The sequence below is a fragment of the Oribacterium sp. oral taxon 108 str. F0425 genome (assembly GCF_000214455.1).
GTDB classification, from domain to species: domain Bacteria; phylum Bacillota; class Clostridia; order Lachnospirales; family Lachnospiraceae; genus Oribacterium; species Oribacterium asaccharolyticum.
On the sequence record NZ_AFIH01000001.1, the window covers coordinates 1399047 to 1411849 of the forward strand.

At 43.6% G+C, this 12803-nt stretch carries 9 protein-coding genes; 6 read left to right on the forward strand and 3 right to left on the reverse strand.

Translation table 11 applies throughout. The annotated features are described in order from the left end of the window. Positions 1-102: 102 nt before the first annotated feature. The 4 genes from ispG (at position 103) to tnpA (ending at position 8664) form a co-directional block, all read left to right on the forward strand. Positions 103-1194: a flavodoxin-dependent (E)-4-hydroxy-3-methylbut-2-enyl-diphosphate synthase gene (gene ispG, locus HMPREF9124_RS06625; RefSeq protein ID WP_009429468.1), complete on the forward strand. Its 1092-nt coding sequence runs from the start codon at positions 103-105 to the stop codon at positions 1192-1194. Next, complete coding sequence (locus HMPREF9124_RS06630; RefSeq protein WP_009428955.1) at positions 1191-5687, forward strand: PolC-type DNA polymerase III; 4497 nt, start codon at positions 1191-1193, stop codon at positions 5685-5687. Before ispG ends, HMPREF9124_RS06630 begins: the two co-directional genes overlap by 4 nt. A 152-nt stretch (positions 5688-5839) precedes the next feature. Then, a complete protein-coding gene (locus HMPREF9124_RS06635; RefSeq protein WP_009427673.1) occupies positions 5840-7939 on the forward strand; it encodes an elongation factor G in 2100 nt (699 codons plus the stop codon). Positions 7940-8208: 269 nt separating this feature from the next. Next, positions 8209-8664: an IS200/IS605 family transposase gene (tnpA, locus tag HMPREF9124_RS06640; protein ID WP_007156859.1), complete on the forward strand. Its 456-nt coding sequence runs from the start codon at positions 8209-8211 to the stop codon at positions 8662-8664. Positions 8665-8883: 219 nt separating this feature from the next. Here the strand turns inward: tnpA and HMPREF9124_RS06645 are convergent, their stop codons facing one another. Genes HMPREF9124_RS06645 through HMPREF9124_RS06655 form a run of 3 tightly spaced genes read right to left on the reverse strand, consistent with a single transcriptional unit; the run spans position 8884 to position 11209 of the window. Beyond that, the gene (locus HMPREF9124_RS06645) at positions 8884-9600 is read right to left on the reverse strand and encodes an ABC transporter permease (RefSeq protein ID WP_009427702.1); all 717 of its coding nucleotides are present in this window, start codon (positions 9598-9600) and stop codon (positions 8884-8886) included. Then, the gene (locus HMPREF9124_RS06650; RefSeq protein WP_009429950.1) at positions 9597-10412 is read right to left on the reverse strand and encodes an ABC transporter ATP-binding protein; all 816 of its coding nucleotides are present in this window, start codon (positions 10410-10412) and stop codon (positions 9597-9599) included. Before HMPREF9124_RS06650 ends, HMPREF9124_RS06645 begins: the two co-directional genes overlap by 4 nt. A 2-nt stretch (positions 10413-10414) precedes the next feature. Beyond that, a complete protein-coding gene (locus HMPREF9124_RS06655) occupies positions 10415-11209 on the reverse strand; it encodes a MerR family transcriptional regulator (protein WP_009429298.1) in 795 nt (264 codons plus the stop codon). Positions 11210-11552: 343 nt separating this feature from the next. On the opposite strand from HMPREF9124_RS06655, the gene plsX reads away from it, so the two are divergent. After that, positions 11553-12563, forward strand: a complete 1011-nt coding sequence (gene plsX / locus HMPREF9124_RS06660) for a phosphate acyltransferase PlsX (RefSeq protein WP_009428658.1) — start codon at positions 11553-11555, stop codon at positions 12561-12563. 2 nt (positions 12564-12565) lie between these two features. After that, on the forward strand, positions 12566-12802 hold the full coding sequence (gene acpP / locus HMPREF9124_RS06665) for an acyl carrier protein (RefSeq protein ID WP_009427958.1): 237 nt from the start codon (positions 12566-12568) through the stop codon (positions 12800-12802). Position 12803 lies beyond the last annotated feature (1 nt).

Below are 12803 nucleotides of genomic sequence, written 5' to 3' on the forward strand. Positions count from 1 at the left end.
GAGTAAAAATGTGTTTTAGGGAAACATTGAGGAAGTCTATAAAACAGTGTTCATCCGGTGATTTTTTGAAATTGAAATAATCCGGCAAAAAGGGGAAAAACAATGATAAAACGAACGGAAACTCGAGTAATTGAACTCGGAAAAAAAGAAAAAGGACTTTACCCATCCCTTCCCTTAAAAATCGGCGGAGGGAATCCCGTGGTATTGCAATCGATGTGCAATACCAAGACGGAGGATATAGAGGGAAGTCTTTCCCAGATTCGCGCCTTAAAAATTGCGGGTGCGGATCTGGTTCGTTTAACGGTTCCGACAAAGGAAGCGGCAATTGCCTTTGGAAAAATCCGAGAGGAATCCCCTCTTCCCATGGTGGCGGATATCCACTTTGATTATCGCTTAGCCATCCTTGCTATGGAAAATGGTGCTGACAAAATCCGCATTAATCCCGGGAATATCGGTTCCTCCGATAAGGTAAAGGCGGTTGTAGACTGCGCAAAGGAAAGAAATATTCCTATTCGTATCGGGGTGAATTCCGGTTCTTTGGAAAAGGATATCTTAGAGAAGTACAATGGAAGAGTTACAGCGGAGGGGCTTGCGGAGTCCGCTCTTAAGAATGTCGAACTTGTGGAAAACATGGGTTATCATAATCTTGTCCTTTCTATTAAGTCCTCCGATGTTTTAATGGCTTATCATGCGCATAAGATTGTAGCGGAAAAGTGTGAACTGCCTTTGCATATTGGGATTACCGAGGCGGGCACCGTCTGGTCCGGTAATATCAAGTCCGCCATGGGGCTGGCTCTTATTTTAAATGAGGGAATCGGAGATACCGTTCGGGTCAGTCTTTCCGCGGATCCCGTAGAAGAAATTCGAAGCGGACAGCTGATTTTGGAGACGCTCGGACTTCGTAAAAAAGCTGTTTCTGTGGTATCCTGTCCCACCTGCGGAAGAACGGATATTGACCTTATTTCCCTTGCAAAAGAAGTGGAGAAGATTGCCTTTTCCTATCCCGATAAGTCCTTAAAGATTGCCGTTATGGGTTGTGTGGTAAACGGCCCCGGAGAGGCAAGAGAGGCGGACCTCGGCATTGCCGGAGGAAAGGGTGTCGGCATGCTCTTTAAAAAGGGAGAAATCATCCGAAAGGTTAAGGAAGAAGACTTACTTAGCGCACTACGAGAGGAAATTGAAAAGTATTCATGAAAAACTTTTTTCAAGTATTTCAAGAACTGAAGGGAAATAAAGACTTAGAAACACTCTTCATGACGACGGAAGTCAGTCGCATTACGTTAAGCAGGGATCGCACGAAGATGAAAATCTACCTGCATAGCGATCATTTACTTAAAAAAAATGAACTCCATGCCATGGAAGAGCTCATTCAAAAGCAAGTTTTTTCGGGGAAAAAGATTCAGATAGAAATTCACGAAAGCTTTCATCTTTCTTCCCAGTACAATGCGAAGATTCTTTTTGAGCGTTATGAAGACTCCCTTTTGGATGAGTTGAAAGAAAAAAACATTGTGCTCCATCAAATGTTTACAAAGGGAAAGCTAGAGTGGGAAGATGAATCCACTCTAGCTCTTTTGATACCGGAAATTGCCCTTTTTCAAAAGGAAGAGGAAGAATGTATCCGGGTCATTGAGAAAATAATGCATGAGCGTTGTGGAATTATCCTGCATTTCTCCATTAGCTATAGTCCCGAGCTCAATAAAGCGGAAGAAAAAGAGTTTGAAGAGGATGAAAGACGTGAACATAGGGAAGAAAAGGAAAAGTTCGAGTCTATCGAGGCCAAAATGCAAGGGAAAAACTCCGACAAGCATAGTAATGATAGCAGTGAAGCCGGCAGCAATACAGCGGTAAACAAGGAAAAACCGGAGAAAAACCTAGGAAAGACTAAAGAGGAAGGTAAAGAAGAGAGTAAGGGAGAGGATTCATCCTTTAAAAGAAACTTCGGAAGTAGAGGTCCTTTCAAGAGAAGCGACAAAGAAGAGGTTTATTACGGCAGAGATTTCCAGGACGAAATTGTGCCGATTTCTTCGGTTGGAGAATTCTCCGGAACCGTGGCGCTGCAGGGGATTATTCTTCATGTGGATGAACGCCCGACCAGAAAATCCGGTATGGTCATCTTCACCTTTTCCTTTACGGATGATACCGACTCCATTGCCTCTAAAATCTTCGTGGAAGAAGAAAATCTGGACGATGCGAGAGCATTTTTACAGGTCGGAAAGACTATAGCTGTAAAAGGAAATATCGAATACGACCAGTACGATAAGGAGCTCGAGCTTTCCCGTGTATTCGGCATTAAAAAATCCGATTTTGTTCGGGCAAAGCGTGTGGACAATGCGAAAGAAAAGCGCGTGGAGCTGCATCTTCATACCAAAATGTCCGACATGGACGGGGTTTCCGACATAGAAGAGTATATTAATAGAGCTCTGGAATTCGGTATGCCGGCTCTTGCCATTACCGACCATGGCGTAGCGCAGTCCTTCCCGGATGCCATGGCACACTTAAAAAAGCTCGGAAAGGAAGACGAGCTGCAGATCATCTACGGCATGGAGGGATACCTCGTAAATGACCTCGATACCGTGATAAAAAATCTTTCCGAGGATCTCCCATTATCCTGTAGCACCGTGGTCTTTGACCTGGAAACGACCGGCTTTGATCCGAAGAAAAACCATATCATCGAAATCGGTGCGGTTAAACTGGAAGACGGAAAAATCGTGGACCGCATGGATCTCTTTGTGAATCCTCGTGTTCCGATTCCCTATCGCATTACCCAGCTTACCTCGATTGACGACTCTATGGTTATGGATGCAGACGGCATTGAAGTAGTGCTTCCGAAGTTTCTGGAGTTTGTCGGAGACAGTATTCTGGTCGCACACAATGCGGAATTTGACTATAACTTCGTGGAAAATAAGGCGAAGGCACTCGGCATTCCTTTTAAAAGACCGGTACTTGATACGGTGGCTTTGTCAAGACTCCTTCTTCCGAAGCTCCATCGTTTTAAATTGGACACTGTTGCGAAGGAATTAAAGATCGAACTTTTGCATCACCACAGGGCCGTAGACGATGCGGAAGCAACCGCCCGCATTTACCTGAAAGAATTGGAAATGCTTGAAAAAAGAGGCGTGCAGTCCTTAGGGCAAATAGACAGCCTCGATATGGACACCGTGGGAAAGGTAAGAAAACTCCCTAGCTATCATATTATTTTGCTTGCCAAAAATGACCTTGGGCGAATCAATCTCTATCGTTTGATTTCCGAGTCGCATTTAAAATACTTTGCAAAGCACCCCCGTATTCCGAAGTCTCTTCTGAAAAAATACAGAGAAGGACTGATTATCGGCTCCGCCTGCTCAAACGGAGAGCTATTTCAGGCTCTGATTCGCGGTATGGACGATCAGCAGCTTCTCACGATTGCGTCCTTCTATGACTATCTGGAAGTCCAGCCGCTGGGAAACAACCGCTATATGCTTTCTTCCGATAAGTACAGTGCGGAGACGGAAGAAGATTTAATACAGTACAATAAGAAGATTATTTCCCTCGGAGAACAGCTCGGAAAGCCGGTTTGCGCAACTTCCGATGCCCATTATACGGACAAGGAGGAAGATATTTTCCGAAAAATCATCCTCGCCACGAAGGGAATGACGGAAGAGGAGGGGGATACCTTCCTTTATTTCAGAAGTACGGAAGAGATGCTTTCGGAGTTTTCCTATCTCGATGAAAATACCAAGAAAAAAGTCGTAATTGATAATCCTCTAAACATCTTAAAACAATGCGAAAGGATTAAGCCGGTACGTCCGGACAAGTGCCCGCCCGTGATTCCGAACTCCGATGAAACATTGCGGGAAATCTGCTATGAAACAGCGCATAAGATCTACGGTCCGAAGCTTCCGGAAATCGTGGCAAATCGCTTGGAGAAAGAACTGAACTCCATCATTTCCAACGGCTACTCCGTAATGTATATCATCGCACAGAAGCTCGTGGATCAGTCCAATGCGGACGGCTATCTGGTAGGTTCCCGTGGTTCGGTAGGATCTTCCTTTGCGGCGACCATGTCCCGCATTACCGAGGTAAATCCCTTGCCTCCGCACTACATCTGCCCTAAATGCTATTACACGGACTTTGACTCGGAAGAGGTGAAGTCTTATTCGGGTATGGCAGGATACGATATGCCCTCGAAAAAATGTCCGCACTGCGGTGCGGAACTGGACCGCTTAGGCTTCGATATTCCCTTTGAAACCTTCCTCGGTTTTGACGGAGATAAGGAGCCGGATATTGACTTAAACTTCTCGGGAGAGTACCAGGCAAAGGCACATGCTTACACCGGAACGATTTTCGGCGAGGAAAATACCTTTAAGGCCGGGACCATTGGTACTCTTGCTGAAAAAACCGCCTACGGCATGATTAAGAATTACTACGAAGAACGAGGAGAACAAAAGCGAAATGCGGAGATTGATCGCCTTGTGCAGGGTCTGACCGGAATCCGGAGAACTACAGGGCAGCACCCCGGCGGCATTGTCGTGCTTCCCCACGGAGAGGACATCAATACCTTTACCCCGGTACAGCATCCCGCAAATGATGTGGAAAGCCCGATTATTACCACGCACTTTGACTATCATAAGATTGACCATAACCTCTTAAAGCTCGATATTCTCGGGCATGATGATCCGACCATGATAAGAAAGCTGCAGGACTTAACCGGGCTTGACCCCGTAAAAGATATCCCCTTGGATTCCAAAGAAGTCATGTCCTTGTTCCAATCTACGGAAATTCTCGGGATTAAGCCGGAAGACATTCACGGAGTAAAACTCGGTTGTCTCGGAATTCCGGAGTTCGGAACCGGTTTTGCGATGCAAATGGTAGTGGATACGAAGCCGCAGTATCTTTCCGACCTGATTCGTATTTCCGGACTTTCCCACGGTACCGATGTGTATCTAAACAATGCGCAGGACCTCATTTTAAACGGGATAACGACTCTTCGTGATGCCATCTGCTGTCGAGACGACATCATGGTTTATCTAATGCATATGGGCTTGGATCCCTCCGAAAGCTTTACGATCATGGAGGCCACCAGAAAGCATAAGCCCTTAAAAGAGGAGTGGTGTCAGGACATGCGCGACCACGGTGTACCGGAGTGGTATATCGACGCCTGTAAGAAAATCAAGTACATGTTCCCGAAGGCCCATGCCGCAGCTTATGTCATGATGGCTTACCGTGTAGCTTACTGTAAGGTTTTCTATCCGCGAGAATATTACACGGCATATTATTCCGTGCGTGCGGACGGCTTTGATTTTGATAAAATGTGCTTCGGGGTGGAAAAGCTCCGTTTCTATATGCAGGAGTATCTGGAGAAGGATAAGCTTTCCGCGACAGAAAATCTATGTCTTCGTGATATGCGAATCTGTGAGGAAATGTATGCCAGAGGCATTCGCTTTGCCAAACTCGATATCTATAAGGCAAAGGCCAAGGATTTTCAGATTACGGAAGAAGGAGAAATCATGCCTTCCTTCAGCTGTATAGCGGGACTCGGAGAGGCGGTAGCCCTCGGTCTTGAAGAAGGGGCAAAATATGGCCCCTACCTTTCCAAGGATGATTTTGTGCAAAGAACACATTGCCCGAAGGCATTTGCAGATAAATTCCATGAATTAGGCCTACTCGGAGAAATTCCTCTCTCCAATCAAATCTCTCTTTTTGACTAAGAAGATTGAAATTTTGTCCCTTTTTCGATACAATATGACTATCCATTTTGTTATCAACGAGTTTTCTGTGGGAACGCTTCAGACTCTCGTTGCAAAAGAGGGCTGAATAGAATAGGTTCTCACAAGAAGCTAAGATTGGAGGAAAGGTTTCTATGAAGGTGTATGATACCGGAAGTATTCGTAATGTTGTTCTTTTAGGGCACGGCAGTGCCGGAAAAACGACTGTAGCAGAGTGTCTTTGTTATGTGACCAAGGTGACAAACAGACTGGGCAGCGTAGACGAAGGCAATACAGTTTCCGACTTTGATAAGGAAGAAAAGAAGAGAAAGTTTTCCATTTCCACAAGCTTACTTCCGATAGAGTATAAAGGAGAAGACGGAGATTTAAAGATCAATATACTGGATACCCCGGGTTATTTTGATTTCGTAGGAGAGGTTGAAGAAGCTGTCAGCGCTGCCGATGCCGCTATTATCGTAGTAAACGGCAAAGCCGGTATTGAGCCCGGTACCGTAAAGGCATGGGAACTTTGCGAGGAGAATCATCTTCCGAGACTTTTCTTCGTGACCAATATGGATGACGATAAGGCTTCCTTCCGTCAGCTCGTTTTGGATCTGGAGAAGCGTTTCGGTAAGTCCGTGGCTCCTTTCCAGTTACCGATTCGTGAAAATGAGAAATTTGTCGGCTTTGTCAATGTCGTTAAGATGGCAGGTCGCCGTTTTACCAATTTAAATGAATATGAGGCTTGTCCGATTCCCGACTATGTGGAGAAGCATTTGAATATTGCCCGTTCTTCCTTACTGGAAGCCGTAGCGGAAAGCTCCGAAGAGCTTATGGAGAAGTACTTTGCGGGAGAAGAATTTACCACGGAAGAAATCCAGAGCGCTTTACGGGAAAATGTAAAGCAATGTAATATTGCCCCGATTCTGATGGGTTCCGGTATCCATGTGCAGGGCTTCAATGTTCTTTTACAGGTTATCGATAAGTACTTCCCGTCCCCGAAGGAACTGGAAGCAATCGGAGTGGACGCCTCGACAGGGGAGCATTTTACAGCGCACTATAATGACGAGGCAACCATCAGCGGCAGAGTATGGAAGACCATTGCGGATCCCTTCCTTGGAAAATACTCCTTATTTAAGATTTGTACCGGTGTTTTAAAGGCAAACTTCGAGGTTTACAATGTTAATAAAGAGGCCACAGAGAAAATCGGTAAGCTCTATATCTTAAGGGGAAATACTCCGATTGAAGTACCGGAATTAAAGAGCGGAGACTTGGGTGCCGTTGCAAAACTGAGTATTACAGAGACCGGAGACAGTATTGCGGTTCGTAATGCGCCGATTATTTATCATGCACCGAAGATTTCTACTCCTTACACCTATATGGCTTATACCGCAGAGAATAAGGCGGATGAAGATAAGCTCTCCACAGCTCTTCAGAGAATGATGGAAGAGGATCGCACCCTTAAGGTAAAGGCGGATCCGGAAAACAGACAGAGCTTAATTTATGGTATCGGAGAACAGCAGCTTGAGGTACTGGCAGCACGTTTGAAGGATCGCTACAATGTTTCTCTTATCTTAACTAAGCCGAAGTTTGCTTATAGAGAGACGATTAAGAAGACCGCCAAGGTACAGGGTAAGTATAAGAAGCAGTCCGGCGGACACGGTCAATACGGTGATGTAGTGATGGAATTCTCTCCGAGTTTCGACTATGATCAGGCTTATACCTTTAAGGAGCAGGTTTTCGGCGGAGCCGTTCCGAAGAACTATTTCCCTGCAGTTGAAAAGGGTATCCAGGAATCCTGCAAGAAGGGCCCCTTGGCAGGTTATCCCGTAGTGGGCGTACAGGCTGTCCTCCTGGACGGATCCTACCACCCGGTAGACTCCTCCGAGCAAGCCTTTAAGACTGCAGCTTCTATGGCCTTTAAGGACGGTTTTATGCAGGCAAATCCTGTTCTTCTTGAGCCGATTGCCCGCCTGACGGTAAATGTGCCCGACAGCTACACGGGAGACATCATGGGCGACTTAACGAAGAGAAGAGGAAGAATTCTCGGTATGAATGCCGTACATGGCGGTAAGCAGCTCATTGAAGCGGAGCTTCCGATGAGTAATCTTTACCTTTATAACACGGATCTTCGCTCCATGACAGGCGGTTCCGGATCCTTCTCCTTTGAATTTGACCGTTACGAGCAGGCACCCGGTGATATCCAAAACATCGTAATTCAAGAAGCGAAGGATAGAGCGGCAGCGGAAGAGTAAAAGAATACATAAGTATTTCCTTAAAGCAAAAAGCGACGAGATAAGAAACTTTCTCGTCGCTTTTTTCATTCATAACGAGTATCGTGCGCACAGCGTGCGATATCTCGTTCATGGACTTTAGCCAGTATCGGAGCTGACATTTGAAAAATGTTAGCTCTGATACAAAAAACCACCCGCTATGCGGGTGGGAAACACTTGTTATACAAAAATCACCTTTCCTAATACAATAAAGTTGTTCAAGCTATATTGCAGAAAAGGAAGGTGATTTTATGGCGAAGAAAGAATATGCATTAGCACATACGAAATGGATGTGTAAATATCATATTGTCTTCACACCGAAGTATAGGCGAAAAATAATATATTATCAATATAAGTCAGATATTCGGGATATTATCAAGCAACTCTGCGCCTTTAAAGGAGTGGAGATTATAGAAGGGCATTTAATGCCGGACCATGTACACATTCTGGTTAGTATTCCACCTAAGATTAGCGTTTCTTCTTTTATGGGCTATTTAAAGGGAAAAAGTGCTTTGATGATATTTGATAAACACGCAAATCTTAAATACAAATTTGGGAACAGACATTTCTGGGCCGAAGGCTATTATGTCAGTACAGTAGGTTTAAATGAAGCCACAATAAAAAAGTATATCCAAGATCAAGAAAAACACGATATAGCTTTGGATAAACTAAGTGTTAAAGAATATGAAGACCCTTTTAAGGGTTAAAGTGCAGTAGTAACAATACCCCTTTATGGGGTAGCGACGAGTCAAACGCAATATGGCTTGAATGGAGCTGTGGGAAGGTGCAAAGCAAACTTCCCATAGCCCAAAATGAAAGCCAGCGCCTTTAGACGCTGGCCAGTAGCAGGGGCTTATAGCCCCGAGCAAACCACCCGTTTGACGGGTGGTAGTGATTCCGTTCTATTCAGATTGTTGTCCCCCAAACTACTGCAATTTTTGCTTATTTAAAAGCACAGTACATGCAATTACAGCTAAACAAAATACGAGAATCAAATACCATAGATTTTCAAGATGAAAACCGTGATCCAACATCAAACGATATCCCCAATAAGCGGGAAAAAAACGCCCTAAAATGGCAAGAAAATCAGGCAGTAAATGGATAGGAAACATAATCCCCGAAAGCATAATTGAGGGTAAAAACACAAGTTGCGTTATCATGGTCAGTTTTGCCGGGTTTCTTACAATAAGCCCCAGTATACTTCCGATACTCAGCGATACAATAATAAAGAGGGAAAGTGAAAGAAAGAAAATGGAAAGTTGGGTTGGTAGAATTGCTTTAAATAAAATAGGGGCAAGTAGCACTATTACCAAGCAGCTTATCATCAAGTGCACAAATGCAGAGAGATACATTGTAACGAGCCCTAAATAGATAGGCGCACCGTTTGCTTTATAAATCTTTTTTATGTCGCTTCCGTAAGTTTCAATCAGCAAAGGAGGGAATCCGATAAAGGCTCCCATTGAAACACTCATTACAATCATAGACTGTATTAGCGTGTTTCCCATTTCGGGCATAACGGACGTAAAAATCCCCCCCATTAAAAGAAAGAAGATAAGCGGAACAATATAGCAAGTAACCAAGAGAGACTTACTTCGTATATCCAATCTCCACTGTAATGCTACGCTGTAAAAAAAGCTGTTCATTTCGCTTCCCTCCTTGCCAATTCAATAAAATGTTGTTCCAGCGTGCCACGATCAACCTTAATATCCAATACATGGATTTTTTTCTGTTTAAATCCGTTTAATAATGAAATCAAGGTATCCTCTATGTTGTCCGTTTCCAAAGACTTGTCTCCCTCTTGTGTCTTGAAATGGATGAAATATTTTCTTCCGATTTTCTCGGTTAGTTCAGAAGCGCTGCCGCAGAAGACAATATTTCCACTATTTAAAATGGCTATACGGTCACATAAGCTTTCTACTTCTGCCATATCGTGGCTTGCCAAAACAATTGTTTTTCCGTGTGATTTGAGATCTCGGATTAGATTGTGGAGTGATAGTCGTCCTTCAACATCAAGTCCTGCTGTCGGTTCATCGAGAAAAAGAATATCCGGATTGCCAACAAGTGCAAGAGCTAGATGTAGCCGCCTTTTCTGTCCTGTGGATAATTGGATGTATTGTGATTTCTCCATTTCTTTTATTCCAAGACTGTTAAGTGTGGCATAATCTAATGTTGTATTGTTCCATTTTGTAAACAGATTTATCGCTTCCATAGCTTTGATATGCGCGGGTAAAGAGGAGGACTGGAGTTGAATCCCCATTTTACCGTTCACCGAGATTATGCCGCCATCATACTTTCTTAAACCTTCTATACATTCCAACGTTGTAGTTTTTCCGGCGCCGTTTACACCGAGCAGAGCAAAAATTTCGCCCTTTTCGATTTGAAAATCAAGGCCTTTAAGAACTATATTCCTGCCATAACTTTTCTTTAATCCACGAACCTGTATTACATTTTTCACACTTACACCTCCTCAAAAGGATTTGTTCCAAGTTTTGAAAAATAGATCTGCAAAGCAGGGCCTAAATACTCATTTATAATTTTTTGCTTTTCTTCCCAAGCGTTTGTGGCGATATCTATTTTTCCTACTTCCGTCAATCTCGGAAGCATAGTCATATCACCATTTGTAAACTCCATAATGAGATCCCAGTATTCTTTCACAAGTTCTTGGCATTTTTTGCTTTCAGGAGGCACCTTATTTTTTTGAAGTTGCATAATTTCATCACTTAGGCGGTTAAACCTATCCATAAAATCCGATCCGCTTTTCTTGTCAAATCGACTGCGTATATGGTCGAGAGTATCATCATCGAAACGCTTAATTAGCGAATAAGAGTCATTCTGCATCTGTAGATTGACAATAATATCTGCATACTTCTTAAAATTAACCGTTTGTATCTGTAAAACTTCCGCTTTTAACTGTTCTATTGCGGACAAAGAAGCCTTAAGCTTCTCTATTTTTTTTCGTATATCCTCTGCCTGCTCGGAAAGCGCATTTGCAACTTCCTCCGGCGTTTCCAAAGGGAACAAACGCCCTTTTATGTCCTCCAGAGAAAATCCCAGTGATTTCAAGGATATAATTTGATTAAGCATAAGCAAATCTTTATCTGTATAAAGCCTGCGTCCACCCTCACTTTCTGCTGATGGAGTAAGCAATCCTTCTTTGTCGTAATATTGTAGAGTACGTATGGTAACTCCCATTTTCTTTGCTATTTCCCCGACAGTCATAAATCCCGGTGGAATTGCTCTGTATTTCGTCATATTTACGCACCTCCTTATAGATATAATAAATCATTACGTAAGGTCACGAACAAGAATCATTTTTTTTATCAAGTAAAAGACAATTTATCTATATCTTTACTTTTTTTATCTTAAACTCCAATTTATCTTTACTTTTACTCCAAAAATCACTGAAATAAGTAAAGATAATGAAAATGAACAGAAACCCCGAACTCCTAGTTTTTTAGACCTCTTTTTACGCTCTTTCGTACCGCTCTTGGCAAGTTGACAGTTTAGGGCGAATAATTTATCATAACTCTTGTTGCTATAAGAGAGTCGGAAAGGGCTCTTTGTATCCTATTTTATAGCGTAAAAAGGGGTAAATATGGTTCGTATTGCGATAGATGCTATGGGTGGCGATTTAGGCGCAAAAGCCATGGTAAAGGGCGCAGTGGAAAGTCTTAAAGAAGAAGGAATGAAGCTCCTTCTTTTTGGAGAGGAAGAAGTCCTAAAGCAGGAATTGTCTCCCTACAGCTATGATCCGGAGAGGATCGAGATTGTTCCCTGCAGTGAAAATATCAGTATTCATGAATCACCGGTTATGGCGATTCGAAGAAAAAAGGATTCGAGCCTTGTTCGCGGAATGCTGGCTGTGAAAAATGAAGAGGCCGATGCCTTCATCTCCGCCGGATCTACCGGAGCGGTGCTTGCCGGAGGGCAACTCGTTGTAGGAAGAGAAAAGGGTGTCTACAGACCGCCCCTTGCAGCGCTCATTCCGACTAAGAACGGAGTTTGTCTCCTTACGGATTGCGGGGCAAATGTGGATGCCAAGCCTGAATGGCTGCACCAGTTTGCCAAGATGGGCGCAATTTATATGGAGGAAATGCTGCAGATTAAAAATCCGAGTATCGGTTTAGTCAACATCGGTGCCGAAGAAGAAAAGGGAAACAGCCTTGTGAAAGCTGCCATGCAGATTTTAAAGGAGGACACGGACTATAACTTCATCGGTTCCGTGGAAGCCAGAGACATTGTAGAAGGAAACTGTTCGGTTGTTGTCTGTGATGCCTTTGTAGGAAATGTCGTTCTGAAAATGTACGAGGGTGTCGGAAAGATGCTCCTTTCGGAGATTACGGACACCATGAAACACAGCGGTCCTCTGGCACTTCTTGCGGCCCTGATGTTAAAGAAGCCCTTAAAGAAGAGACTCAAAAAGTTTGATGCAAAGCAGTACGGCGGAGCACCAATTTTGGGACTTAAGGGACTGGTAATCAAGGTGCACGGAAATACGGACGGTAAGGAAGTCACAACGGCTATCAAGCAAGCAAAGGAATTTGCGGAAAAGAAGCTGACAAAGAAAATAGCGGAGGCTATCGATTTTAAGGAAGTAGAGGAATAAAGATGGAATTAGAGAAGTTAAAGAAGATTATTTGCCACGAATTAACGAATATTAAGGAAGAGGATATCACGGAAGACACCCGTTTTGTGGAAGACTTAAATGCCGATTCCTTAGATGTGGTACAGATCGTTATGGGTATTGAAGACGAGTTCGGGATTGAAATTCCGGAAGAGGCGAGCTACCAGATTAAGACTGTCGGAGAGGCACATAAGGCTATTTTAAAGGCATTAGGACAGTAAA